Here is a 26,209-nt window from a genome sequence, read left to right as displayed (position 1 = left end):
ATTGAGGTCACTTCCTATAACGACTATTGCATAATACGCCTTACAGCATAAATGTCTGGGATCCGTTTGATACGTTCTACAACTTTTTGCAGATGACTTACGTTATGAATAGAGATAGACATACTGATCGTAGCCATCTTGTTTCGATCAGACTTCCCGCTTACAGCTGTAATGTTTGTCTTTGTTTCCGCAACGGCATGAAGGACTTCATTAAGAAGACCTCTTCTGTCAAAACCGTTAATCTCAATGTCAACATTATAATTCTTTGGCTGTTCTAAGCTGCCTTCCCATTCAACAGGAAGCAACCGAACTTGGGCATCTTCATTGTGGACGTTGACACAATCTTTACGATGGACTGAAACGCCCCGCCCTTTCGTGATATAACCAACAATTTCATCTCCAGGTACAGGGTTACAACACTTAGATAAACGAATTAACATGTTATCGATGCCCTTAACCACGATGCCTGAGTCGGTTCTTCGCTTCACTTCAGGCTTATCTGACGAATCTCTGATTGCATCCAGAAGTTCTGAATTATCAGGATCCTGCTCTTTTTTCCTACGTACTTTATCTGTTAAACGAGTAGCGATTTGTGCTGCGGTTATGCCATTATAGCCAACCGCCGCATACATATCTTCCTCACTTGAAAAGTTGTACTTTTGAGCAACATACTGCAGATTTTCAGTCGTGAAAATTTCTTTTAAATCGTAACCGCGGTTCTTGATTTCTTTTTCAACAAGCTCTTTCCCTTTAGCCACGTTCTCTTCTCTTTTTTCGCGTTTAAACCATTGGCGAATCTTATTCTTCGCATGAGAACTTTGTGTGATTTTTAACCAGTCCTGGCTCGGACCATAAGAATGTTTACTTGTCAGAATCTCAACGATATCTCCGGTTTTCAATCTGTAATCCAGTGTGACCATCTTACCGTTAACTTTGGCACCTATACACCTGTTTCCGATCTCCGTGTGGATACGATACGCAAAATCAATCGGAACTGATCCTGATGGGAGTTCATAAACGTCCCCTTTTGGAGTAAAGACAAATACCATATCTGAGAATAGGTCTACTTTTAATGATTCCATAAACTCTTCAGCATCTACAACATCGTTCTGCCATTCTAAGATTTCACGAAACCAAGTCAGTTTGTTTTCAAAAGAACTGACAGGAGCTTTTGTTGCGCCTTCTTTATATGCCCAGTGTGCAGCTATCCCGTACTCTGCTACTCGATGCATATCAGCTGTTCGGATCTGAACTTCCAGCGGATCGCCTTTTGGCCCGATTACTGTAGTATGAAGCGATTGATACATATTTGCTTTAGGCATCGCGATATAGTCTTTGAAACGGCCAGGCATCGGTTTATAGCAAGTATGAATAATACCAAGGGCGGCATAACAATCTTTAATATTCTGGACGATAATTCGAACAGCGAGAAGATCATAGATCTCATTAAACTGTTTACCTTGCTTCGCCATCTTCCGGTAGATGCTGTAAATATGCTTTGGTCTTCCAGATATATCAACTGTGATATTGACTTCTTTCAACTTGGATTTCATCTCGTCCATTACTTGCTGAACATACTCTTCACGTTCAGCTCGTTTCTGCTGCATCAAATTTACGATTCTATAATATTGTTGCGGATTTAGGTATCTCAAAGAAACGTCTTCTAGTTCCCACTTTATCGTCGAAATACCGAGACGATGAGCGAGTGGAGCGAAGATCTCTAAGGTTTCGTTTGCTTTTTGTATTTGTTTTTCTTTAGGCATATGTTTTAGCGTACGCATGTTATGAAGACGGTCAGCGAGCTTAATTAAAATACAGCGTATATCCTGTGCCATCGCAACAAACATTTTTCTATGGTTCTCTGCTTGCTGCTCTTCTTTAGACTTAAACTTAATCTTTTTAAGTTTTGTCACACCATCAACCAGCATGGCTACTTCTTCGTTAAATTGATTGGAAATGTCCTTTAACGTGATGGGTGTGTCTTCAACGACATCATGAAGAAACCCTGCCGCTATTGTTACAGGATCCATCTGCAGGTTCACCAGGATACCTGCTACTTCAACAGGATGGTGGATATACGGCTCTCCGGATTTTCGGTATTGTCCTTCGTGCGCATCTTTTGCGTATTCATAAGCCTTGGTTATAAAAGCGATATCGTCTTTTGACAGATAGCTTTCCGCTTTTTGCAACACTTGCTCAATCGTCATGGAATCACCTTACGTTGTCATTGTATATTGCTTCTATTATCGTTAAATTAAACCCTCATGTAAAGCGAAATACGAAATTTGTCGAATGAATGGGCAATTTTTGTGACAAGAATGTAAAAAAGAGCACAAAATCCGTGCTCTTTCTCTTTATCTCTTAGTATTGGGTTAATGTGAAAATATCATAACCCTTTAGTTTGCTGCGGCCATCTAAGTAGGTTAATTCGATCATGAATGCAATCCCCGCCACAATACCGCCAAGCTGCTCAACAAGTTTGATCGTAGCTTCGATTGTTCCGCCTGTTGCCAGCAAGTCGTCTGTAATTAAAACTTTTTGCCCTGGCTTGATCGCGTCTTTATGCATCGTAAGTACATCCTTGCCATACTCAAGACCATAATCAACTTTGATTACTTCACGAGGAAGTTTTCCTTCTTTACGAACTGGTACAAATCCTAATCCAAGCGTGTATGCAACCGGACAGCCTACGATAAAACCTCGTGCTTCAGGTCCTACGATTACATCTACATCTTTTTCTTTTGCATATTCTGCAATATCATCCATGGCTTGTTTGTATACAGCCCCATCTGACATTAGTGAGGTAATATCTTTAAAGTGGATTCCTTCGATTGGGAAATCATTTACTACTGAAATATATGGCTTATAATCCATGAATCTTTTCCTCCTGAAATTACAAACTCGCTTTTGGACGAGCTCGCTCTGCAAACCAGCTTTTTAGTGAATGATAGGAAGAATAAACAAGCTGATTTTCGATATCTGCCTGTTCAAACTTTCTTTGGTATGTTTCAGAACGATCAAGTTCCTTTTTGCCTGGTTCACGATTTATAGTAATTACACCATCGTCTATTGTAACAAAATCCAGCTCAAAAAACACCTGTGACATAAAATCAATTGTTTCTTTTGACCATCCTTTCCACCTTGCCAGCTCTGCACCATCCTTCTTAGCATTGAACTGTTTCCGTTTAGCTAAGAACCCGTAATACCATTTAAAGTGCTCTCTTGTCGGCAATGTTGTAAAAAAGTGATCTGTGTTTTGGTGAAATACAGCATAAATCCTAGCAGGTTCGCCTTTTGTCTCAAGGACTTCAGCAAACTTTGCCAGTGATACAGGTACATCTAAAAAGACAACATATTTATCGATGAAAAAATCGTTAGGAAGTTCTCCTAACTCTTCACCCATTATTGTTTGTGGTAAAACGTCATCTAGTCCAAGTTCCGTTAAGGTATCATCGTTAAAAGCAATATAGTATGTTTTTGTTTTTGGCAAACCTTTCAGCCTTTTTCCTGCATCTTTTAAACCTCGATAATCAAACAGCTGAAAATGGGAAACGGATAGATCTTCTAAAAGCATCTGAGGTTTCCTGTATCCGTTCCATTCGTTCACCTGTATTTGTCCAACGAGTGAAAGCGTAGAATAAGGCGTAATCTCATCAAGTAAGTTGCCTTTTTGAAATCCAATACAATCTAGAACCGTCATCTCCCCATTTCCGACTTGTAATTTCAGATGGTTCGATTGGCTTCCTATTTTTTTCATCTCTCTGATCGGTACCTCTTCAACAAGGACCCTAGGCGAAGGATTACCAACTCCAAAAGGAGCAAGTGTACCAAGCATCTCCACTGTATCTAGCGAAACCTCATCTAAAGAAACGGTTAGGTCGATCGTTGTCACTGGCAAGAAATCCTCTGGTTTTAGTATTTCTCTTGCCTGTTTTATCAACCGCTCCCTGAGAGTATCCACATCATCAATCGACAGCGTCATACCTGCAGCCATGGGATGCCCTCCAAAATGAGGGAGGATATCTCTTGACTCTGATAAATTTTCAAACATATCAAAGCCATGTATGCTTCGTGCTGAACCTTTCGCCGTTCCTTTTTCAGGATCCAAACACAACACGATCGTCGGGCGATAAAATTTCTCTACAATCCTTGAGGCAACGATTCCGATTACACCCGGGTTCCAATCTTCTTTCGCAAGAACAAGCACTTCATTCTTTTCAGGCGGATAACGCTCTTCTACCATCGCAATCGCTTCTTTTGTGATTTCATTTACGATCGCCTGGCGTTCTTTATTCACGCTATCAACCTCTTTTGCTAGCATCGCTGACTGGTCACGATCATTAGAAGTAAATAACTCAACTACTGGCATCGCTGAACCTAGCCTGCCTGCTGCATTAACACGAGGACCAACTGCAAAACCAACATCTTCTGCAGTTAATTCTTTTTCATAAAGTCCTGCAACCTTCAAAAGTTCCTGCAAGCCTATCTTATCTGTTTTGGATAAAGCTTCGATTCCAAGTTTAGCTATGATTCTATTTTCATCAACTAATGGAACAAGATCTGCGATGGTTCCTATACAAGCATAATCAAGCAAGTGCATCGGCGGGTTTCCAAGCAAAGCATGAGCGACTTTAAACGCTACGCCTACTCCAGCAAGACCAGAAAAGGGATATGTACATCCCGGCTTTTTAGGGTTAATGATGCTATAGGCGTCCGGCAGTACAGGCGGAGCTTCGTGGTGATCAGTGATGATAAAATCAAGACCGATTTCTTTTGCTACTGCTGCTTCATTCACTGCTGAAATCCCGGTGTCCACTGTTACGACAAGTGTATATCCGTCATCTTTTGCTTTTCTGAGAGCAGGCTCGTTTGGACCATATCCTTCTGTGAAGCGATTCGGAATATAGTAGTCAAACTGCGCACCAAGATCTTTTAGTGCATGGTACATAACCGTCGTACTGCTTACACCATCTGCATCATAATCACCAAAAATAAGAATCTTTTCATTCATTTCTACCGCTTTATGTATTCGATCAACACTTTCTCTCATACCATCTAACAAAAATGGATCATGAAACTGATTAGTATCTATCTTTAAAAATGCTTGAGCTTTCTCTATTGAATCGATTCCACGCATCGCTAATAGATTTGCAATCAATTGCGGAATATTCATTTCTTCCGATAACCATTTTGCCTTCTCTTCCGAAGTTTCTTGAATCTTCCACCTCGTTCTAGGCTCTAGCATAAAAATCACCTCTTAACCTATTCATTATACAAAACAGGATAAGAGGTGACAATTTATGAATCAATATTTGCTTTAAATTTCTGGTTCCGCCTCGACAGGACGTGATCTTTTCTTTTTTAACTGACGTGATTTCATAACATACCACAACTGAGAAGCGATAAAGATAGAAGAATACGCACCAAAAGTAAGACCAATCAGTAAAGCAATCGAGAAGTTTCTGATCGAATCCGCTCCAAAGAACAACAATGCAACCGCTGCAAAGATTACTGTTATAACTGTATTAATAGACCGGGTTAACGTCTCGTGAATACTTCTGTTTACGATTTCAGCTAATTTTTCTTGCGTTTTTACCTTCTCAAGTCTCATATTCTCCCGTATACGGTCAAAAGTAACAATTGTATCATTAATGGAATAACCAACAATGGTTAATACTGCCGCAATAAACGGAAGATCGACTTCAATTTTTAAAATACAAAAGACCGCAATAATCATAAATGCATCATGTAATAATGCGATAACTGATGCAACAGCCATGCTCCATTCAAAACGGAAGGCTACATAGATAATGATTCCAATCGAAGCGATAAGCACTGCATAAAACGCGTTTTGTGCAAGCTCTCGGCCAACCATTGGCGTAACGGTGCTGATACTTGGTGTTTCACCATACTTTTCTTCCATATGTGTGTTGATTTTTACTATTTCTTCTTTTGATAAAGCCCCTTTAAAAGCAACATTTGCTTGATCATTCTTTCCAGCAAGAACGACCGATTCAGGTTCAAGGCCAAGTGACTCAAACTCTTTTTCTACACTTTCATTTGTAAGTGTTTCATTTGCTTGAATGTTTACTCTTGACCCACTTTCAAAATCAATTCCTAATTTCAATCCTGTTACTAACAAGAAAATGATTCCTATTGCTGCCAGGAGAGCAGAGATGATGAAGTAAAGGTTTCTGTTTTTTACAAAGTCGTATTTAAAGCTCACGGATGTCACTCTCCTTTACACCGAACAAACCAGGCTTTTTATCCATGATTCGGGACTGTACCCATAAACCTAGGAATAGTCTTGTTCCAAAAACGGCAGTTATAAAGCTTGCTAATACTGAAATGATTAATACGAGAGCAAACCCCTTTACAGAACTTGTACCATAAGCAAATAAAACAGCGGCTGCCAGGATTGTCGTGATATTCGCATCAAAAATGGTCGTGAACGAACGGCGGTTACCAGCTTTAAAGGAACTTAAAACGGACTTCCCACTTCTTAATTCTTCTTTGATTCGTTCATATGTGATGATATTGGCATCCACCGCCATACCTACTCCAAGAATAAGAGCGGCTATACCAGGAAGCGTTAATACCCCGTTCATCAGGTAGAAAATAGCGAGGATCAGCCAGATGTAAATGGATAGCGTTATAACGGCAATAATTCCAGGTACTCGATAGTAGATCAGCATGAACAAGAAGATAACAGCTATACCGATAAATCCTGCAAAGATTGTTTGGTCTAAAGCTTTTTCTCCAAATTTTGCACCAACTGAAGTGGAATAGACTTCATCTAGTTTTACCGGAAGCGCTCCGGCATTTAAAATTTTCGCCAGACTTTGTGCTTCTTCAACGGTGAATTGACCGGTTATGGTTACATCTTTCTGAGTCAGGACTTCATTAACATAAGGGGCAGATATATATTTGGGCTCTTTTCCAGCCATCTCTTTTTTGACTTCTTCTTGAAAGGAGTCCCCTTTTTCATAATCCAGCCAGATGACTAAACGATTTTCACCTTGTGGCTGGCGTTTTAATACTTCTTCCGTTACTTTAGCAAATTTATCTGCATCTTTAAGTTTTAAAGATACGATGGGTTTATTACTATTTGGTTCAAAAGTTTGCTTTGCACCATTACCCTGTAGATCCGATCCATCCAGGAGCACTTTATCATCTACATCACGAAAAGTTAATTCAGCTTGTGTAGACAATAGTTCACGAGCTTTGTTCTGATCCGTTACACCTGCAAGCTGTACACGAATTCGGTTGTCTCCTTCGATCTGAATCTCAGGTTCAGAGACACCTAATACGTTTATACGGCTGTTTAACGCTTCAACCGTACTCTTTAACGTTTCCTGTGTAATTTTTTGATCTTTTTTCACAGGTTTTACATCGTAAAGCACTTCGAATCCGCCTTGGAGATCTAGCCCAAGTTTTGTACCTTTTACGATCTTTTCCGTTGTAAGCCCACAAAGTGCTGCAAACATGATGAGCACAACAAAAAAGATAACAATCTTACTCCTTTTTACCACTTTAAGAAACCTCCTTCATGCTGCATCAAAAGACAACACTATGTATAAGTACGAATACTAATCCTTCCCATTATAGCGATTGTTGTTTTTTTCTGTCAATTTGTCCTAGGAAGAAAACATAAAAAATAAAAGAAAGGTAGAACCTCACTTTTATTTTTTAACATCCGCTTTATATGATTGGATCGTAAGCCAAGTCATAAAATCATTCAGTGAAAGAGATAAAATGTAATCCACAAGTGTGTGCAGACGAGGATCTTCTTTCTTTTTCTTTAACTTCGCCAATACACAGTTCCATATCTCTTCGTCTGTAACACTTTCATACCCCATATAATGAAATTCTTCTCTTTTACTTCTAACCGCTGGCCGAACTTCATCTTTCCATTCCATAAAATGTATATGCTCCACACTCACACTCCCTTTCAAAATGAAACAAGCTGTCATGACGGTTCACTCTTCGTGCATATAGTTAATTATGAGATTGTCCCAGAAAGGACAGGTTAACATGACTAAACAAACACTCGTACAAGGAACTCTATTACTTATTTTAGCGGGGCTGATCACGCGAATCCTCGGCTTCGTTAACCGCATTGTGATGGCCAGGGTAATGGGACATGAAGGTGTCGGACTATATATGATGGCAGTTCCGACTTTTCTGCTTGCTGTTACACTAACCCGGCTAGGACTTCCAGTCGCTATTTCAAAACTTGTCGCAGAGGCTGATGCGACAAGGGACCGAGCAAAGGTTAAAAAGATACTGATCGTCTCTTTAGCGATTACCGGAGTATTAAGCATCATTATTACAATAGGTTTGTTTATTGCTGCTCCCTTGTTAGCGAAGCATTTTTTTACCGATGACCGTACGATATGGCCTTTACTCGCCATAGCACCTGTAGTTCCTGTTGTTGCCGTTTCATCCGTACTACGGGGGTATTTTCAAGGTCTTCAAAATATGCGCCCATCTGCATATTCACAAGTTATTGAACAAGTTGTAAGGATCGCTTTAGTAGCACTCCTTACAGGATTATTCCTTCCATACGGTGTGCATTTCGCTGCGGCCGGAGCTATGATATCAGTTATTATCGGTGAGTTAGCTTCTCTCTTATACATGTTTTCCATGTTTAAGGTTAAAAAGAAGATGCGAATACGAAAAGGTTTTTTCAAACAGTTAAAAGAAGGTCACGAGACCCTTAAAGATTTATTAAATATTGCACTACCCACTACGGGTAGTCAACTGATTGGATCTGTATCGTATTTTTTTGAACCCATTGTTGTTGCAAACAGTTTAGCGATCGCTGGTGTTACAACGGCTGTCGCAACTGCTCAATACGGAGAGCTGGCGGGTTATGTTATTCCTCTTTTATTCTTGCCAACGTTTATTACCTATTCGCTTTCTGTTTCATTAGTCCCTGCTATTAGCGAAGCGAATGCACAAAAAAAATACCATCTTATCGAGCATAGACTTAATCAGGCATTAAAATTAGCCATGCTTTCTGGAGGCATAGCTGTTGTTATCTTATATGTGTTTGCAGTTCCGATCATGGATCTTATGTACAATTCACCAGCATCTGCTTCCTATGTAAAGATCATGACGCCATTTTTCTTTTTTCTTTATTTTCAAGGACCGCTTCAAGCCGTTCTTCAGGCACTCGATCTCGCAAGGTCTGCTATGATTAACAGCCTGATTGGTGCTCTTGTAAAGCTTGCAGCGATCTTTGCCCTAGCTACTCGTCCGGAATTTGGTATTATGGGCGCGGCACTTGCAATCGTTATTAGCATCGTAGTTGTAACATTGCTTCATTTTGCCACTGTGATTAAAGCGATAAGTTATACCATTGTAATCAAAGATTTTGCCTATTCTTTGTTCTCCATTTTTATTACTGGTGCAAGTGCACGCTATCTGTACAAATTTATGATGCCGAAGTTCTCTCCACTACAAGGTCTCGCTGTATGCGTAACCGCGACGTGCGGCATCTATTTATTCACGCTCATCTTCTTCAGGCTGTTAGGAAAAGAAGATCTGAAACATATCCCTATCATTAAAAGGTGGGTTTAACACCCACCTTTTATTTTTTTTCATTTTTCTCATCCACATAAAGGGAACCATCGGCGTTTAACGTGCAAAATGAAATGTTTTTAATCTCTTTAAAACCGGCCTTCTTTAATTCTTGCCTTAACCAAAACGCCGTTTTATCAACTTTTTGTAAATTGTCTTCGATCATCTTCCCGTCAAGGACAAGAGGAAGGATCATCTGAAGAGGACTTCTTTCAAAGTCATCATCCCTTCTGATCACTGATAACTTGCCCGTTGTTTCTAATACCCCAAATTCGACTTCATTAAGGCTTCTAATATTATTTTCCCGTAACTGTGTTAAGAGGTCATCAAAGTTATATCTTTGCTTTCGCATTTCTTCTTCATCTACTTTTCCTTCTTTAATGATGATAGAAGGCTTCCCGTCAACGATCTCCCTCATCTTTCTGCTTTTTAAGGAGATTACCGCCAGTATAAGTTGTATACCGAACAAAACTAATATAGAAATAAGGGAATTTATCATGGGGGCTTCGGGATCTTCAATAGAGATAACAGCTAACTCAGCAATCATGATGGATACCACAAAGTCGATTACTGATAATTTACCGATTTCCCTTTTACCCATCATACGAAATACCACAATAATTAAAAAGTATATAAAAAGTGTCCTGAATATAATCGTATATAACTCCATAAATTCCCCTCCTTCCATGTTATTTTCATTGTTAGTGTGGCACAGATATGAAAAATCATGATACGAAGGTTTTGCCAGGTATTCAAATTATGGAAAGTAGTGGGAAAATCGATTGCTTGTACTTCTAATTCTAATCAGTGATGAATAAAGTATATAGAAAGCTTGCAGGGATAAGGAGGATCAAAATGGGGATGAAACATATGTTTTCTTCAATGGGACGCGGATTAATAGCAATTCTTCTTATGATTATGGTTTGCAGTTTAGTCCTTTCACTATTATTGCGATTTACAGGCTTAACCGAATCATCGTTAAAATGGGTAACAATTGGATTATCTTTTTTATCTTTATTTATTGGAGGGTTTATCTCAGGCAAAAAAGGACAAAGCAAAGGATGGCTGCTTGGAGGTGGAACCAGTCTCCTCTTTTCATTTCTTGTTTTTCTCATACAATATTTAGGGTATCAGAGCACATTTAACTCCTCACAGTATATGTATCATGGGTTGTTTCTTTTATTAGCGATGCTCGGAGGAATTATGGGTGTTAATCTAAGCAGCCATAAACAATCCTATAAATAAGACCCGTCGTTCGACGGGTCTTATTTTTTCATTATAGAGCTGCTTCTTCTTTCACTTCACGGATAGCGTTACGATCAAATGTTAGCTTTGCACCATCATTTGTACGAATAACCGCGATCGTATCATCGATACTTTCCAGTGTTCCGTGCAAACCACCAATCGTAACAATTTTGTCACCTTTTTTCAGGTTAGACTGCATATCCCTAACAGCTTTTTGTCTCTTTTGCTGTGGACGGATTAGCAGGAAATAAAAAATTGCAAACATAAAAATAATTGGCAATAAACTTTTAATTGCATCCATTTTTTTCACCCCTTTCTATAGGTTAAAAATTACGCGCATTCGGTTTGTTAAAACCATACATTTCAAAAAACTCATTTTTAAAATCAAGAAGTCTGTCTTCCATGATAGCTTGTCTAACTTGCTTCATTAAGTTTACCAAAAAATAAAGGTTATGATAACTTGTTAGCCTAAAACCAAATGTTTCATTCGCTTTTACTAGATGCCGGATATATGCTCTGGAATAAGTACGGCAAACGTGGCAATCACAATTTTCATCGATCGGACCGAAATCACGAGCATATTTAGCATTTCGTACAACAAGTCTTCCTTCACTTGTCATACACGTCCCATTTCTCGCAATACGTGTCGGCAAAACACAATCAAACATGTCTATTCCTCGGATAGCCCCGTCGATTAATGAGTCCGGAGAGCCTACACCCATTAAGTAACGAGGTTTGTTTTCAGGAAGATGCGGCGTTGTAAAATCCAGAACACGGTTCATGACATCTTTTGGTTCACCTACAGACAACCCTCCAACAGCATAACCAGGAAAATCTAAAGAAACAAGATCACGAGCGCTCTGCTTTCTAAGTTCTTCATATTCTCCCCCTTGAACGATGCCGAACAAAGCTTGATCCTCCGGGCGTGAGTGACCTTGTAAACAGCGTTCAGCCCATCTGCTCGTACGCTCTACTGAAGCCTTCATATAATCGAATTCAGCTGGATAAGGAGGACATTCATCAAAAGCCATCATGATATCAGATCCTAAGGCATTTTGGATCTCCATCGCACCTTCTGGACTCAAAAATAGCTTTTCCCCGCTCAAGTGGTTTCTAAAATGAACGCCTTCTTCTTTTATTTCTCTTAGATCACTTAGAGAAAAGACTTGAAAGCCTCCAGAATCAGTAAGGATTGGACGGTCCCAGTTCATAAAACGATGCAGCCCGCCCGCTTCCTTCACGATATCATGACCTGGTCTTAGCCAAAGATGATACGTATTGCTCAAGATGATTTCTGCACCAAGTTCTTTCAACTCTTCAGGGCTCATCGTTTTAACAGTAGCCAACGTTCCAACAGGCATAAAAATAGGTGTTTCAAACGTCCCATGCGGGGTATGTATCTTTCCAAGTCTTGCGCCGGATTGTTTACATGTTTTTATTAATTCATAAGTTACAGCTGGTTTCATTTAAAGATAATCCCCCTTAAAGTATAAGCATCGCATCACCGAAACTGAAAAAACGATACTTTTCTTCAACGGCGCTATTGTATGCTTCCATAACAAACTCTTTCGTTGCAAATGCACTTACGAGCATGATTAAAGTTGATTTAGGCAAGTGGAAATTCGTGATCAATCCATCAATGGCTTTAAATTCATACCCTGGATAAATAAATATATCTGTCCATCCGGAGTCTTCTTCGAACTTCCCATCAAATTTATTTGCAACCGTCTCTAAAGTGCGTGTGCTTGTCGTTCCAACGGTTATAATTCTTCCGCCTGATTCACGAACATGATTTAACAGTTCAGCTGTCCCTTTTGTGATTTGATAGAACTCTGCATGCATATCATGTTCAAGAATATCGTCTACACTTACAGGTCTAAACGTTCCAAGCCCTACGTGAAGGGTAATGAACGTGACATGAACACCAGAAGCCTTGATTTCTTCAATCATTTCTTCAGTAAAATGCAAACCTGCCGTGGGAGCTGCAGCAGAACCTTGATGAACCGCATACACCGTCTGATAGCGATCTTTTTCTTCAAGTTGTTCCTTAATATAAGGGGGAAGAGGCATTTGGCCAAGATCATCTAAAAGTTCATAAAAAATCCCTGAGTAGATAAATTTTAGTTGTCTTCCTCCATGATTGCTTTCACCTACACATACCGCTTTCAGCCTTCCATCACCAAATGTAATTTCCGTTCCAGGCTTTACCCTTTTTGCCGGTTTAACAAGCGTTTCCCAAGTATCCTGCCCTTCTTCTTTTAAAAGCAGAATTTCTACTTTCGCACCAGTATCCGACTTTTGACCGAATAATCTGGCTGGGAGAACTCTAGTATCATTTAAAACGAGGCAGTCTCCTTTTTTTAAATGGTTCTTCAAGTCATAAAAATGTTCATGTGTGATGCTTTTGCTTTCTTTATCTAAAACCATCAGCCTCGATGAAGTCCTGTTCTCTAAGGGAGTTTGAGCAATCAGTTCTTCTGGCAGATGAAAATCAAAATCTGTTACTTTCATTGATTAAATTCCTGCTTTCTATTTAAATCGTCCAATGATCATAAAGATAAGGGAGAGGACAACACTAATGATAATAGAGGTCATTATAGGAAAATATACAGTAGTGTTTCCTTTTTTCCACACTAAGTCTCCTGGCAGTTTCCCGATGAACGTACCTATTAATCCTATAATAATCAGAACAATCCCTGCAATAATAAAAAGCCGGTTCATTCAGTGGACGCCTCCAGTCCAAAATATTGATAAGCCTGCCCTGTTACCATTCTCCCTCTAGGAGTCCGCTGCAAAAAACCAATCTGAAGAAGATAAGGTTCATAAACATCTTCGATCGTCATGGATTCTTCACCAATCGTGGCAGATATGGTTTCAAGACCTACAGGACCACCTTTGTATGTATGAATGATCCCTAGTAATAATTTATGGTCAATATGATCCAAACCTAAACGGTCAACCTGGAGCAGTTCAAGTGCTTTTTGGCAAATCGACATGGTAATCTTATCTTTGCCTTCCACTTGAACAAAATCCCGTATTCTTCTTAAAAGCCTATTTGCGATCCTTGGCGTTCCTCTAGATCTTCTCGCTATCTCTTCAGCCGAAAGGTCATCAACTTTAATGCCAAACACATCGCCGGTACGTCGGACAATTTCAGAGAGTTCCTCTGTGTTGTAATACTCTAATCTTGCCATCACTCCAAAACGATCCCTGAGCGGTGCTGACAAAGAACCAGCTCTTGTTGTGGCACCAACAAGTGTAAAAGGCGGCAGATCCAAGCGAACAGATCTCGCCACTTCCCCTTTTCCGATCACAATATCTAGACAGAAATCCTCCATCGCAGAATACAATATCTCTTCTATTGCACGTGATAGTCTATGGATCTCATCAATAAAGAGCACATCACCTGGTTCAAGAGATGTTAGTATAGCAGCAAGGTCTCCAGGCCGTTCTATAGCGGGGCCGCTTGTTGTACGAATGTTCACTTCCATTTCATTTGCGATTATAGAAGCAAGCGTCGTCTTTCCAAGACCAGGAGGACCATAAAGAAGCACATGGTCTAACGGCTCATTTCTCAGTTTTGCAGCTTTAATAAATACCTTAAGGTTTTCCTTTACTGATGATTGACCGATGTATTCATCCAGAGCCTCCGGACGCAGACTTAATTCCATGACAGCTTCATCCTGGCGTTCTTCTGAAGAAACAATTCTCTCTTCCATCCATCCTCACGTCCTTATGCATTCATTAACTTTTTTAAAGCTGCTTTTACATACTCATTCGCAGACATTTTTTCTTTCTTCAGCTCAGGCAGAACTTTTTGGATTTCTTTTCTTCCGTATCCGAGAACCGTAAGTGCCTCTACTGCCTCATCGAGTTCGTCACCTATCGTCTCAATCTCTGCAAAAAGTCCTTCTGATAGATCAGCATCTGTAAATATGGATAACTTCCCTTTCAGATCTAAAATCATCTGTCTGGCCGTCTTTTTACCGACACCCGGAAACTTTGTTAAAAATTTCTCGTCTTCATGTTCAATTGCATTAACGACTTGTTCAGGCTGACCAAACGCGACTATAGCTAAAGCACCTTTCGGACCGATTCCAGAAACATTTAAAAGTTTTAAGAACAGATCTCGTTCGTTTCGATTTATAAATCCATACAAAGCCAGTACATCTTCTCTAACGTAATGATACGTGTAAACCGTTTTTTGTTCATTTAATTTATAAATAAATGGATTCGGACAAATAATTTTATACCCGATTCCGTTATTGTTGATAACAATGTATTCCGCTGTTATGTACTCTACATTTCCTGTAATGCTTTCGATCAACTTTTTCTCCCCTTAAACTCATTACCGAGCGTATGTTTCTATTTCTTATTGTAACATAGAACACTCCAAATTCCTTATCTAGAACAAAAAAAGAGAACAGCTTAACTGTTCTCTTCATGGTTATCGATTATTCTCGAAAGGACGTTTTATCGCATTCCCAAGGTTACTTCCTGCATCAACTATGTCTCCCATGATTCCGCGCACATCAGATTCTACTTCCGCTAACGGACGGCCATCGCGCAGATCATCTTCTACATTTTTAATGCGGTCGACAAGCTTTTGGTCTGTAACAACTTTTACGTCACGATCCGGTGCCAAATTTGCTACGGTCTCCCTGACTTTTTTCGTCAGTTCTGCCTTTTTGTTTTCTTTCGTGTCTACTCCTACAATGACGTTGTTATCCTCAAGAATAACGTGAGCATCGTCTACACCACGAATTTCGTTCACCTTATCGGCGATACGTTCAGCAAGGGCACCATCGTAATCCTCGTGATAGGTTGCGGTATGATCTTCCACATCTCGATCTGCTATATCGGTAATGAATCCACTTCCTCGGTCAAGATCACCGCGATTATCACCCTCATTGGTATAGTATCCTATCGGGCGAACATCATTGTCATTTCTATCCTGAGATTCATTTACACCGTTACAGCCCACAAGACCTCCAGCTAGGATTGTTAAGGCGAGCGTTTTCGCTATTCTATGCAATGGAAAAACCTCCTTTCACCTCTTAGGGTGGCAAGAGGAGGCTTAAATTAATCTGTTAAATGTAGGATGGAATTATTTTATCATATTTATTATTCTATCCACGAATTTTTTTCTATAAGAATAATCACGTAGCGTAAACCTTTCTACACTCTTGATTAACTCTTTGTCTCCAGATTTTATTGCACGGTTCCATTCTCTATATAAATCAGTTGGGAATACTAAACAAATAACGAACCACTTCTTACTAAACCACTGTAAATAATCCTTATTGCCCATCTCTTCCATCTTTGAATAAGACCAAAACCAAAAAGGAAGAATACGGTTGGCATACTGAAGCCAGTCATAAGCTTGTGGTACGGCTGCAAAAAGGTCAAAATCTATAAGGTACGCTTCCTTTGAATTCCCTCTATTCAGCACAAAATTGTGAGGCGCTACATCACCGTGTGTAATTTCCCTTCTTTTGTATGCTTGTTGCTCGAGGGATTCGACAGCAGAATGGTCAAAGTGTTCAAGGCACCAACTTCCCCACATAAGGATATCTGGAACCAAAGGCTGCATCTCTTTACTCCATTTTGCTCTTCTAGCGTTGTATTTGAATGTATTGTATCTTTCACTCCATTTTTTATAAAGTGAATAAGAAGGTATGCTGTTGTAAACGTCAGATGGAATACTTTTTGAAAAGCTATGGAATCTGCTTATTGCATCTATTCCAGCAATTACGTCTTTCTGATTACCAAAATGTAAACCATCACCTTTGTAAAATGGCATGATAGCCCAAAAGTATTCCCCAAAATGTATATACCGTTTATTATTTTGAAAACGGGTATACGTCCCCATGATTCTTGGCTTCTGACTGATATATAAATCCGAGATCATGATTTGCTTCTTGCACGTTTCTTCACGATGAAAACCTTTTAATACATACTTCCCTGCTGATGTTTTTATCCAGATAACATTATCTCGAAAAAAACCATAATCAATGATGTTTAAACCGACTTCTTTCATTTTTTTTAAAAAAAGACGATCTCCTTGGAAACCGTCTCTATTATTTCTATTCATTTTCGTCTATGTCCTCTGCATCGCCATGATCTGAATCCTCATCACGGGATTGTGCTTGAGAAAATGGATCTGGCATTCCCATACCTTGGCCCTGCGGCATCATTTGACCCATCTGTGGCATGCCTGGCATCATGCCCATTTGGCCCATTTGCGGCATTCCTGGCATCATACCCATTTGACCCATCTGTGGCATGCCTGGCATCATACCCATTTGACCCATCTGTGGCATACCTGGCATCATACCCATCTGACCCATCTGTGGCATGCCTGGCATCATACCCATTTGACCCATCTGTGGCATGCCTGGCATCATGCCCATTTGACCCATCTGTGGCATGCCTGGCATCTCACCCATCGGGCTCATCTGCGGCATGCCTGGCATCATACCCATTTGCTGACCCATCTGTGGCATGCCTTGCATAGCACCCATCTGACCCATCTGACCTGACTGCGGCATGCCTGGCATCATACCCATTTGCTGACCCATCTGTGGCATACCTTGCATCGTACCCATTTGACCCATTTGTGACATATCACCACCTGGCATACCACCCATAGGCTGCATACCCATCATGCCTTGTTGAGTTTGGGGTTGCCCTGGCGTGTACTCACCTGCTGGCATTTGATCCATATCCGTGTCAGGAAATTCACCAAAAGGCATGCTGCCCTGCTGCATTCCTGCAGATTGCTGACCATCTTGTGGGTATCCGCCTCCATAAAGCTGCGGCATTCCGCTAAACCCTTGAGGAGGCATCATCCCATACCCTTGAGGAATTTGTGAATAGGTTTGCGGTTTAGGAAACATCGGTGGCATAGAGCCATAAATATTTTGCATCATTCCAGAAGATTCTTCCATCAAAAATGGATGTTTGTTTGGTTGATAGGTATCTTTTCCAGAAGGATGTAAACCGTGTTTGCCAGATACATTCGGTTGATTGGCTATGTTTGGCTGATTCGCCATATTTGGCTGGTTTGCCATATTTGGCTGATTCGCTATATTAGGTTGGTTTGCCATATTTGGCTGGTTTGCTGCATTCGGGTACCCCATTGGAACATAATGACCAAGGTTAGGAGATTCCATCATTCCTGCAAAATCTTTATCATGCAAAGGTGCCAACGGTGCTTTCATTGGAGCTGAATAGGTATCCTTTTTCATTGGTGCATCTTTATATTCGATCTTAGGTGAAGGTTTCATTGGTGCTGGCTTCATGTCTTTTTTTGCCGGTGAAGGTTTCATTGCTCCCGATTTCATGTCTTTTTTCGCTGGTGCCGGCTTCATCTCTTTTTTTGCGGGTGCTGGCTTCATCTCTTTCTTTGGCGCCGGTTTCATCGGTGCCGGTTTTGGTGCTGGCTTTGGTATCTCCTGAACGGGTGCCTCTTGAACAGGAGCCATAGGTTTAGGCTGTTCTTTAATAGGTGCTTCTTTCTTTACTCCTGGCATTTTTATTGGAATCTTAATCTTTTCCCCCCGCTCGATTACATCCGTTTTTGAAAAACCAGGATTTGCTTTTCTTAGTTCATTCACAGGAACATCATATTTTTCAGCTATTTTGTCAAGTGTGTCCCCTTTTTGCACAATGTGAATTCTCACGCTGCAAAACTCCCTCCTGCCAAATTTCCTTACAGTATATGAACATTTGGGCATATTGCTACATCATATAAAAATGACATAATTTATTCCTTTATCACTTTATGCCGGTTAAAAGGAGGATATGACAGGAGGGAAAGTCCCTACATCATGCGGTTTAAAGCCATTAAGGCATATTTTTTGGTTTCTTCATCTACCGTAATAATATTTTGAGGTATTCCTTCCATAATATTTTCTAATGACCATAACAAATGAGCTAGATCAATACGATTCATCGTTAGACACGGGCAGAGATTTGGATTTAAAGATACAATTTCTTTATCGGTGTAGTGAGTTGCCAGGCGATTAACGAGGTTCATCTCCGTTCCAACCGCCCATTTCGTTCCCGAGCTTGCATTTTTTATCGTTTCGATAATGTAATGAGTAGAACCATTATAGTCACTTGCTCTTACAACCTCATGTGTACATTCCGGATGAACAATAATTTGGTAGTCGGAATGATTCTTTCTAAATTCTTGAATTTGTTCCACTGTGAACTTTTCATGAACAGAACAATGCCCTTTCCACAAAATCACTTTTACTTTTTCCAAATCAGAACCTTCATAGATTAATGTGTTTTGGATCGGATCCCAAACAGCCATATCTTGAAGGTTAATGCCTAGATCGAATGCTGTATTTCGACCTAAGTGTTGATCCGGTAAGAAAAGAAGTCTTTCCTTCTGTTGAAATGCCCATCTAACCATCGATTTAGCATTTGAAGAAGTTACCGTAGCTCCTCCATTTTTACCGCAAAAGGCTTTGATAGCTGCCGTTGAATTCACATAGGTTAGAGGAAGCATCGTATCGCCGAAAATTTTCGTTAATTCCTTCCACGCTCTTTCTGTCTGGTGAATATCAGCCATATCAGCCATCGAACATCCAGCTTTCAAATCAGGAAGTATAACGGTTTGGTTCTGCTTACTCAACATATCAGCTGTTTCGGCCATAAAATGAACGCCGCAAAAAACAATATAATCTGCTTTATTATTTTCTGCAGAAATTTTGGCTAATTGAAGTGAATCACCCGTAACATCAGCAAATTGAACCACTTCATCCTTTTGATAGTGATGAGCTGGCAAAAATAGTTTATCTTTTAAATGATCTTTAATTTCTTTGATCCTCATTTCCATTTCAGAAGAAGTCATTTTAGAGTAATGATCCCGCAAGTCTGAAGTAGCCTTTATAAATGTTTCTAAAATCGTCATGCCTTTACAGCTCCTTTAACATTTAAACTTATATCAAGTGCTTTATTTGAATGTGTTAAAAAACCTAAAGATATATATTGAACCCCTGTTCTTGCGTATGAATCAATATCGTCAAGTTCAATTCCGCCTGACGCTTCTGTAACAATTCTTTCTGGTACATATCTTAATCTTTGAGAAATTTCTTCAGGCGTGCAGTTATCAAACATTATGATGTCAGCACCAGCTGAAACAGCTTCAATCACTTGGTTCTCTGTCTCCGTTTCTACTTCGATCTTTACTGTGTGGCCTAATTTTTTTCTTGCTGTCTCAATGGCATCTTGGATAGATGAAAATCCTGCAAGATGATTATCCTTTAACATCACCGTGTCATATAATCCAAATCGATGATTATAGCCACCGCCGCACCGTACAGCATATTTTTCAAGCATTCTTAATCCTGGGGTGGTCTTTCTTGTATCACATATACGCGTTCTTCCTTTAGCAAGAGAAACAGCTTTTGCCGTGACCGATGCAATTCCAGAGAGTCTCTGCAAAAGATTTAATAACACTCTTTCACCTTTTAAAATACTTGTTCGGCTGCCTCTGATTTCTGCCAAAACCATCCCCTGTTCGATGTAATCACCGTCTTTTACATAAATGCTTGTTTGAATACTTGGATCAATTAACCCATATCCAAGATTCAAAACTTCATATCCCGCAAATAACCCGCTCTCTTTTGATACTATGGAAGCTGAGATTTCCGTTTCATCATTAAAAAGATCTGCTGATAAATCACCAGTCCCTATATCTTCAATTAAAAACTCCTGCAGTTGTTTTTTTAACAATAATTGATTCATCACCCATTACACTCCTTATGATCTTTTTCTGTTCCCACTCTTCTGTTGCAAAAGAAAAATCCCTTCGATAATGACTGCCTCTGCTTTCCTTACGTATTAGGCAGCTTGTTACCGTTAACCAAGCCATTGTCTGCATATTTAACCTTTTGATCGAATCCACTGGTTGATCAAGTAGAATAGGTTTGAAGTTCTCTAACTGCAATTTATTCCGAGCCGTTTTTAATCCCTCTTCCTCCCTGCAAATCCCTGCGTATTTATCCATTAATTGTTGAATAACGTTTATTTCAAGAAGTAGTTCATTTGAAAGAGAATCACGAGTGCAGGAGTTATGCATGGATAAAAAGGAGAATGGAAGTGTTCGTTCCTGCTTTCTGGAAAGAATATAATGCGCAGTTTGTTTAGCAAATACAGAGCCTTCAAGTAATGAATTGCTTGCGAGTCTATTTGCTCCATGAACTCCCGTGTTTGCGCACTCACCAATCGCAAACAAACCTCCAACAGTCGTTCTTCCGAATACATCCGTCTTAATTCCTCCCATTGTAAAATGAGCACCTGGTGTAACGGGGATATATCCAGCTTCTATAGAAATCCCAGCTTTTCCACATAAAGCTGTGACTCCGGGAAATTTTTTTCTGAAGTTTGAGATGTCTTTTATATTTAAAAAAACAGAAGTTCCTCTCTCAAAGATCTCTTCAAATATTTTTCTGGAAACAATATCTCTCGGTGCCAGATCTTTTAATGGGTGTACCCCTTCCATGATTGGCGTTCCATTTGCGTTCATTAGAACTCCACCTTCACCTCTTACTGCTTCCGTGATCAAACCGCTTATTTTATTACTTTTTAATAATGTAGGATGAAATTGAACGAATTCTAAATCTGCGAGTTCAGCGCCAGCACGATAAGCCATACATACAGCACTACCGTCAGAACCAAATGGGTTTGATGTTGCCGAATAGATTCCGGCATACCCCCCGCCCGCCAAAATGGTATCAGGTGCTTTATATAAAGTGACACTGCCATCATCGCTCTTGCAATAAACGCCATAGCAATCACCGTTTAGAACGAGTAAGTCTACTGCATATTGACCCGTTTCAATTCTCACTCTGCCACTTACTCGTTCAATTAAGGTTTCCATGATTTTCTTACCTGTTTGATCACCGCCTGCGTGTACTATCCGATTGCGATGGTGTCCCCCTTCTTTTCCTAACAAGAATTGTCCATCCTCGTTTCGATCAAACGGAACTCCCCAACGGGTTAGCGAATGAATAACCTTATTTCCTTCCTTTACAAGAAACTCCGTCATTTCCGGATCGTTATGAAATTTTCCGGCCTGAAGGGTGTCCATATAATGCTCTTGCCATTTATCATCTTTATCCATAACAGCTGCAACGCCGCCTTGAGCTAAATATGAATTTGAATGCTGAATATCAGACTTTGTGATAACTATCACATTCTTAGATGTGCTTAAGTATTCAGCAGCTACCAAACCGGAAATGCCGCCTCCGATAATGATTACTTCTGCTTCAACTATGTTCAATCATAAACACCTCGACTTTACATGTGTCTTGACACCTATATTTACATAGAATTACACTGGTTACAAGAACTTTTTTTAATGAGGTGAACACCCTGATATATCTAGATTATGCAGCTACAACACCGATGTCTGAAAAAGCGATTGAAGCATTCATCCATACTTCAAGAAATTACTATCAAAATACGGAAAGTCTGCACGATGGAGGGCTGTATGCAAAAGAGCTTTTAGAACATGCTCGTACCGCTCTAGCGAAATTGATGGAAAAAGATCCAAACGGTATTTTCTTTACTGGGGGAGGGTCTGATGGAAACTTTTTAGCGATTACATCTTTGGCATTCGGTACGAAACAAAAAGGGAAACATATCATTACATCAAACGTTGAACATCCTTCTGTTGATTACGCTCTTCACTTTTTAGAGCAACAAGGGTTCGTGGTCACGAGGATTCCAGTGGATTCGTCAGGTACAATCAACATTGCACACTTAAAGGAAAATATAAGACCTGATACGATACTAGCCACCATCCAGCACGTAAATAGCGAAACAGGTATCAAACAAGATTTAAAAGCTATAAGTGCTTTTCTTAAAAAGAAGGAGATCTTATTTCACAGTGACTGTGTGCAATCTTTTTTGAAAGTAGACGATTTCAAACTTATAGACCTTGATTCCTTTACGGTTTCCGCACATAAAATTCATGGTCCTAAAGGGACAGGCGCTGTTTATATTTCTCCGTCCATTCATCTATCACCACTTCTTAAAGGAGTTACACATGAACGGGGATTTAGACCTGGTACTGTTGATCTTCCATCGATCGTTTCATTTGCGACAGCAGCTGAAGAATATGTAAATAAGCAATCTTCCCACTATGCTCAAGTTCAAGGAATGCGAAAACTGTTTCTTTCCCTTATACTTAAAAATGAAGAAATTATATTCGAAGGAAGTCCGGACAGTTCCCCATATATACTCCCGTTTAGAGTAAGAGGGATGGAGGGGCAAATCATCATGCAGGAATTAAGCAGGAGAAAAATTGCAGTTTCAACTGGATCAGCCTGTAAAAATGGACTGCAGTCTCCTTCTAAAACGTTACTCGCGCTTGGCCGAACAGAGAGTGAGGCACATGGGCTCGTACGTGTTTCGTTAAGCCACCTCACTACTTCGAGCGAAATTCACACAATCTGTAATGTGCTAAAAGATATAACGGATCAATTTATAACAGTAAGAGAGGTAGCATTCAAATGAATAAGACGGAAAAATTAAAAGGTGATGTGAGAAGAACAGAGCTCATAAACTGGCTAAAGGAATCTTCAGAACCTTTAAGTGGTTCAAAACTTGCGGCTCGAACGAATGTCAGCAGACAAGTGATCGTACAAGATATGTCGCTATTAAAAGCAAGCGGGGAGCCCATTATGGCCACTGCTCAAGGTTATATTTACATGAAACCTGGAAATGCAAATTCATACACTTGTGTTGTGGCGGCTGTCCATTCCCCGGAAGAAACACTAGAAGAATTGTATACGATCGTAGATCATGGAGTAACAGTTGAAGATGTCACTGTCGATCACCCAGTCTATGGTGATATTAAAGCTTCACTCAAACTGTCGAACCGTAACGATGTTGAGAATTTAATCACAAGCTTAAAAGAGACGAATGCTCCTCTTTTAAGTGAACTTACTGATGGAGTACACACGCACACCCTTTCCGCTGACACAAAAGAAAAATTAGATAAAGCTTGTGCTGCTTTACGCAAAAAAGGGTACTTGTTATAAGACTGTTTTTTTGATCGAAGTGGGAGTAATGAGAATTGATGGAATTGCTCCTCTTCTTTGTAAAGAAGTCCCGGAATTTGTATCTATAATAAAACTAGGCTGACGCCAAGCCGTATGCGTCAGCCTTTTGTTTATAATGGAATAGCGTGAAAGGTTAATCTATGCATTGTACTGTGAGGTCAATGCATTAATGTTTGATTTCTATGCACTAAAACGATAGGGCTATGCACTAAATATAAGAATCAATGCACATTTAACTTTTCTATGCACAAAAACTCAACTTCTATGCACAGTTTGAGAGGTTCTATGCACGTTTCGAAAATCCGAAGAAAATGCAAAAAAGAAACCAGCAGACGTTATCTGCTGGTTTCTTATCATTAAGCCCCTGTTCCTACTACTTCAACTTTTTCAACAGTGTCCATTCGATTTAATGTCACTAATAAGTCCTTAATATCTCCTTGCAGCATATTCGTTTCTATTGTAAGCGTAATATGCGCTCTTCCTTGGAGAGGAATTGTTTGATTAATAGTCAATACGTTGCATCCCTGTGAAGCAACTACTGTCAGAAGACTTGAGAGAGCACCGGATCTGTCTTCTAAGTGAAGGGACAGCGTTATAATTTTTTCTTTCACCATCGTATGGAAAGGGAAAATCCCATCACGATATTTATAAAAGGCACTGCGGCTTAAGCCCACTTTTTCAGCAGCTTCAGCTACCGTTTTAACTTTGCCACGGTCTAACAATGATTTAGCTTCTAATGCTTTTTGCATAGATTCTGATAATACATCTTCTCTTACCATATAGTACTGCATATTGTTTTTCATTAAAAATTCCTCCGGTGTAAATCTTACACTCATTATAATAAATACCAAAGAAAATGTCTATTCCACATGGACATTGCTCTTTTTACTCACGGGAAGAACGCTCCGCACAAGTCTAAAACAGAAATCTACCGATGTAGAAGTTCAAAACTTCTATAAGAACAAAAAAACAGCCCTTTATCAGGGCTGCGTTGTTTAATCGAAAAACTCAAATTCATATTTGAGGATTCGTACAGTGTCACCATGTTCTGCACCACGTTCGCGCAGAGCTTGGTCCACACCCAGTGTACGCAATTGGCGTGCAAAACGTTTTGTTGCTTCATCTCTTGAAAAATCTGTCATCTTAAACAGTTTCTCAATCTTCGGTCCATTAATAACAAATGTACCATCAGAGTCACGGGTAATATAGAAGCCTGCATCCTCTTTTTCATGTTTATAGAGAACACGTTGCTGTTCCCCTCCATCATCGTGGATAAGAGGGAATTCAGGTGTTACTTCAAGGATATCTGCAGTTGTAAATAATACTTCACGAATTCCTTGGCGAGTGATAGCTGAAACAGGAAAAACTTTAACGTCGTCTCCTACTTTTTCCTTAAACGCTTCTAGGTTTTCTTCTGCTCCAGGAATGTCCATCTTGTTGGCAATGACAATCTGAGGACGTTCCATCAATCTCATGTTATATTGATTAAGCTCTTCATTGATCTTTACAAAATCATCATAAGGGTCTCGACCTTCCATACCGGACATATCTATGACGTGAAGAATAACACGTGTACGTTCAATATGACGCAGGAATTGATGTCCTAGACCTACACCTTCATGAGCTCCTTCAATCAATCCTGGCAAGTCAGCCATAACAAAGCTTCTGCCATCCTCAACCGGTACCACCCCTAAATTAGGTGTAATCGTTGTAAAGTGATAAGCTGCAATTTTAGGTTTTGCTGCAGACACAATAGATAAGAAAGTGGATTTCCCTACGCTCGGGAACCCAACGAGCCCCACGTCCGCTAAAACTTTTAATTCTAATACAACCTCACGCTCTTCACCAGGTTCTCCGTTTTCAGCAATCTCGGGTGCTGGATTTGCTGGAGTCGCAAAACGTATATTTCCTCGGCCGCCTCGGCCACCTTTTGCAACAATTGCCTGCTGCTTGTGATGTACCAAATCCGCAATCGTTTCACCTGTATTCGCATCGGTTACAACCGTCCCCGGAGGTACCTTTACGATCATATCATTAGCTTTCTTACCATGCATGCCTTTAGACATTCCATGCTCGCCCCGTGGTGCTTTAAAATGGCGGTTATAGCGAAAATCCATAAGCGTACGAAGACCTTCTTCTACTTCGAAGATTACGTTCGCCCCTTTTCCCCCATCACCACCAGCGGGACCACCGTCTGGGACATATTTTTCTCGGCGGAATGCTACCATTCCGTTACCGCCGTCACCAGCTTTTAAATAAATTTTGACCTGATCGACAAACATTCATTTCTCCTC

General features: G+C 40.0%; 23 protein-coding genes and 1 pseudogene. 4 read left to right on the top strand and 20 right to left on the bottom strand.

The features are described from left to right. Window positions 1-23 precede the first annotated feature (23 nt). The 5 genes and pseudogenes from M3206_RS00300 to M3206_RS00280 form a co-directional block, all read right to left on the bottom strand. Window positions 24-2,207: a RelA/SpoT family protein gene (locus tag M3206_RS00300; RefSeq protein WP_251310518.1), complete on the bottom strand. Its 2,184-nt coding sequence runs from the start codon at window positions 2,205-2,207 to the stop codon at window positions 24-26. Window positions 2,208-2,361: 154 nt separating this feature from the next. Further along, a complete protein-coding gene (locus M3206_RS00295) occupies window positions 2,362-2,874 on the bottom strand; it encodes an adenine phosphoribosyltransferase (protein WP_251310517.1) in 513 nt (170 codons plus the stop codon). Between the two features lie 19 nt (window positions 2,875-2,893). Beyond that, window positions 2,894-5,245 (bottom strand): single-stranded-DNA-specific exonuclease RecJ, encoded by a 2,352-nt coding sequence (gene recJ, locus M3206_RS00290; RefSeq protein WP_251310516.1) that lies wholly within the window; start codon window positions 5,243-5,245, stop codon window positions 2,894-2,896. A gap of 72 nt (window positions 5,246-5,317) precedes the next feature. Further along, window positions 5,318-7,532: pseudogene (secDF, locus tag M3206_RS00285) on the bottom strand (protein translocase subunit SecDF). Between the two features lie 150 nt (window positions 7,533-7,682). Further along, window positions 7,683-7,937 carry a post-transcriptional regulator gene (locus M3206_RS00280; RefSeq protein WP_251310515.1) on the bottom strand — a complete coding sequence of 85 codons (255 nt, stop codon included), beginning with the start codon at window positions 7,935-7,937 and terminating at the stop codon, window positions 7,683-7,685. 97 nt (window positions 7,938-8,034) lie between these two features. Between M3206_RS00280 and spoVB the strand changes: the two genes are divergently transcribed. Then, window positions 8,035-9,585, top strand: a complete 1,551-nt coding sequence (spoVB, locus tag M3206_RS00275; protein ID WP_251310514.1) for a stage V sporulation protein B — start codon at window positions 8,035-8,037, stop codon at window positions 9,583-9,585. Between the two features lie 10 nt (window positions 9,586-9,595). Here the strand turns inward: spoVB and M3206_RS00270 are convergent, their stop codons facing one another. Then, window positions 9,596-10,255 (bottom strand): DUF421 domain-containing protein, encoded by a 660-nt coding sequence (locus M3206_RS00270; protein WP_251310513.1) that lies wholly within the window; start codon window positions 10,253-10,255, stop codon window positions 9,596-9,598. Between the two features lie 185 nt (window positions 10,256-10,440). Between M3206_RS00270 and M3206_RS00265 the strand changes: the two genes are divergently transcribed. Further along, window positions 10,441-10,830: a TIGR04086 family membrane protein gene (locus M3206_RS00265; RefSeq protein WP_349773982.1), complete on the top strand. Its 390-nt coding sequence runs from the start codon at window positions 10,441-10,443 to the stop codon at window positions 10,828-10,830. Window positions 10,831-10,861: 31 nt separating this feature from the next. On the opposite strand, the gene yajC is transcribed toward M3206_RS00265, so the two are convergent. The 12 genes from yajC to nadB form a co-directional block, all read right to left on the bottom strand. After that, the gene (yajC, locus tag M3206_RS00260; protein ID WP_251310512.1) at window positions 10,862-11,131 is read right to left on the bottom strand and encodes a preprotein translocase subunit YajC; all 270 of its coding nucleotides are present in this window, start codon (window positions 11,129-11,131) and stop codon (window positions 10,862-10,864) included. A gap of 22 nt (window positions 11,132-11,153) precedes the next feature. After that, complete coding sequence (tgt, locus tag M3206_RS00255) at window positions 11,154-12,296, bottom strand: tRNA guanosine(34) transglycosylase Tgt (RefSeq protein ID WP_251310511.1); 1,143 nt, start codon at window positions 12,294-12,296, stop codon at window positions 11,154-11,156. Window positions 12,297-12,312: 16 nt separating this feature from the next. Beyond that, window positions 12,313-13,341 (bottom strand): tRNA preQ1(34) S-adenosylmethionine ribosyltransferase-isomerase QueA, encoded by a 1,029-nt coding sequence (queA, locus tag M3206_RS00250; RefSeq protein WP_251310510.1) that lies wholly within the window; start codon window positions 13,339-13,341, stop codon window positions 12,313-12,315. Between the two features lie 18 nt (window positions 13,342-13,359). Then, complete coding sequence (locus M3206_RS00245; protein ID WP_251310509.1) at window positions 13,360-13,551, bottom strand: DUF2905 domain-containing protein; 192 nt, start codon at window positions 13,549-13,551, stop codon at window positions 13,360-13,362. Then, on the bottom strand, window positions 13,548-14,549 hold the full coding sequence (gene ruvB, locus M3206_RS00240) for a Holliday junction branch migration DNA helicase RuvB (protein ID WP_251310508.1): 1,002 nt from the start codon (window positions 14,547-14,549) through the stop codon (window positions 13,548-13,550). Before ruvB ends, M3206_RS00245 begins: the two co-directional genes overlap by 4 nt. A gap of 14 nt (window positions 14,550-14,563) precedes the next feature. Further along, window positions 14,564-15,157 (bottom strand): Holliday junction branch migration protein RuvA, encoded by a 594-nt coding sequence (gene ruvA / locus M3206_RS00235; protein WP_251310507.1) that lies wholly within the window; start codon window positions 15,155-15,157, stop codon window positions 14,564-14,566. 120 nt (window positions 15,158-15,277) lie between these two features. Further along, window positions 15,278-15,865, bottom strand: coding sequence for a YhcN/YlaJ family sporulation lipoprotein (locus M3206_RS00230; protein WP_251310506.1), 588 nt, complete (start codon window positions 15,863-15,865; stop codon window positions 15,278-15,280). A gap of 72 nt (window positions 15,866-15,937) precedes the next feature. Beyond that, a complete protein-coding gene (locus M3206_RS00225) occupies window positions 15,938-16,924 on the bottom strand; it encodes a phosphotransferase (protein WP_251310505.1) in 987 nt (328 codons plus the stop codon). Continuing rightward, window positions 16,917-18,515 (bottom strand): LysM peptidoglycan-binding domain-containing protein, encoded by a 1,599-nt coding sequence (locus M3206_RS00220; RefSeq protein ID WP_251310504.1) that lies wholly within the window; start codon window positions 18,513-18,515, stop codon window positions 16,917-16,919. Before M3206_RS00220 ends, M3206_RS00225 begins: the two co-directional genes overlap by 8 nt. Before the next feature lie 140 nt (window positions 18,516-18,655). Beyond that, window positions 18,656-19,756 carry a quinolinate synthase NadA gene (gene nadA, locus M3206_RS00215; protein ID WP_251310503.1) on the bottom strand — a complete coding sequence of 367 codons (1,101 nt, stop codon included), beginning with the start codon at window positions 19,754-19,756 and terminating at the stop codon, window positions 18,656-18,658. Next, window positions 19,753-20,592, bottom strand: coding sequence for a carboxylating nicotinate-nucleotide diphosphorylase (nadC, locus tag M3206_RS00210; protein ID WP_251310502.1), 840 nt, complete (start codon window positions 20,590-20,592; stop codon window positions 19,753-19,755). Before nadC ends, nadA begins: the two co-directional genes overlap by 4 nt. Further along, window positions 20,546-22,129 (bottom strand): L-aspartate oxidase, encoded by a 1,584-nt coding sequence (gene nadB / locus M3206_RS00205; protein ID WP_251310501.1) that lies wholly within the window; start codon window positions 22,127-22,129, stop codon window positions 20,546-20,548. Before nadB ends, nadC begins: the two co-directional genes overlap by 47 nt. Window positions 22,130-22,212: 83 nt before the next feature. Between nadB and M3206_RS00200 the strand changes: the two genes are divergently transcribed. Together M3206_RS00200 and M3206_RS00195 are read left to right on the top strand one after the other, a co-directional pair. Beyond that, window positions 22,213-23,367, top strand: coding sequence for an IscS subfamily cysteine desulfurase (locus M3206_RS00200; RefSeq protein ID WP_251310500.1), 1,155 nt, complete (start codon window positions 22,213-22,215; stop codon window positions 23,365-23,367). Next, window positions 23,358-23,894, top strand: coding sequence for a transcription repressor NadR (locus M3206_RS00195; RefSeq protein WP_251310747.1), 537 nt, complete (start codon window positions 23,358-23,360; stop codon window positions 23,892-23,894). The genes M3206_RS00200 and M3206_RS00195 overlap by 10 nt, the downstream gene beginning before the upstream one ends. A gap of 377 nt (window positions 23,895-24,271) precedes the next feature. Here M3206_RS00195 and M3206_RS00190 read toward each other — a convergent pair whose 3' ends face one another. Then, entirely contained in the window at window positions 24,272-24,718 is a 447-nt protein-coding gene (locus M3206_RS00190; protein ID WP_251310499.1) for an ACT domain-containing protein, read from the bottom strand. A gap of 192 nt (window positions 24,719-24,910) precedes the next feature. Then, window positions 24,911-26,197 (bottom strand): GTPase ObgE, encoded by a 1,287-nt coding sequence (gene obgE, locus M3206_RS00185; protein WP_251310498.1) that lies wholly within the window; start codon window positions 26,195-26,197, stop codon window positions 24,911-24,913. Between the last annotated feature and the right edge of the window lie 12 nt (window positions 26,198-26,209).

Source organism: Fictibacillus phosphorivorans (assembly GCF_023715845.1).
Classification (GTDB): Bacteria; Bacillota; Bacilli; order Bacillales; family Fictibacillaceae; genus Fictibacillus; species Fictibacillus phosphorivorans_D.
This window is presented reverse-complemented; position numbering and strand designations above follow the sequence as displayed.

Excerpts from the sequence above, each read along its gene's own strand:
- M3206_RS00300 (WP_251310518.1), bottom strand. The coding sequence starts at position 2,207 with ATGACGATTGAGCAAGTGTTGCAAAAAGCGGAAAGCTATCTGTCAAAA.
- M3206_RS00295 (WP_251310517.1), bottom strand. The coding sequence starts at position 2,874 with ATGGATTATAAGCCATATATTTCAGTAGTAAATGATTTCCCAATCGAA.
- recJ (WP_251310516.1), bottom strand. The coding sequence starts at position 5,245 with ATGCTAGAGCCTAGAACGAGGTGGAAGATTCAAGAAACTTCGGAAGAG.
- spoVB (WP_251310514.1), top strand. The coding sequence starts at position 8,035 with ATGACTAAACAAACACTCGTACAAGGAACTCTATTACTTATTTTAGCG.
- M3206_RS00270 (WP_251310513.1), bottom strand. The coding sequence starts at position 10,255 with ATGGAGTTATATACGATTATATTCAGGACACTTTTTATATACTTTTTA.
- M3206_RS00265 (WP_349773982.1), top strand. The coding sequence starts at position 10,441 with ATGGGGATGAAACATATGTTTTCTTCAATGGGACGCGGATTAATAGCA.
- yajC (WP_251310512.1), bottom strand. The coding sequence starts at position 11,131 with ATGGATGCAATTAAAAGTTTATTGCCAATTATTTTTATGTTTGCAATT.
- tgt (WP_251310511.1), bottom strand. The coding sequence starts at position 12,296 with ATGAAACCAGCTGTAACTTATGAATTAATAAAAACATGTAAACAATCC.
- queA (WP_251310510.1), bottom strand. The coding sequence starts at position 13,341 with ATGAAAGTAACAGATTTTGATTTTCATCTGCCAGAAGAACTGATTGCT.
- M3206_RS00245 (WP_251310509.1), bottom strand. The coding sequence starts at position 13,551 with ATGAACCGGCTTTTTATTATTGCAGGGATTGTTCTGATTATTATAGGA.
- ruvB (WP_251310508.1), bottom strand. The coding sequence starts at position 14,549 with ATGGAAGAGAGAATTGTTTCTTCAGAAGAACGCCAGGATGAAGCTGTC.
- M3206_RS00225 (WP_251310505.1), bottom strand. The coding sequence starts at position 16,924 with ATGAATAGAAATAATAGAGACGGTTTCCAAGGAGATCGTCTTTTTTTA.
- nadA (WP_251310503.1), bottom strand. The coding sequence starts at position 19,756 with ATGACGATTTTAGAAACATTTATAAAGGCTACTTCAGACTTGCGGGAT.
- nadC (WP_251310502.1), bottom strand. The coding sequence starts at position 20,592 with ATGAATCAATTATTGTTAAAAAAACAACTGCAGGAGTTTTTAATTGAA.
- M3206_RS00190 (WP_251310499.1), bottom strand. The coding sequence starts at position 24,718 with ATGAAAAACAATATGCAGTACTATATGGTAAGAGAAGATGTATTATCA.
- obgE (WP_251310498.1), bottom strand. The coding sequence starts at position 26,197 with ATGTTTGTCGATCAGGTCAAAATTTATTTAAAAGCTGGTGACGGCGGT.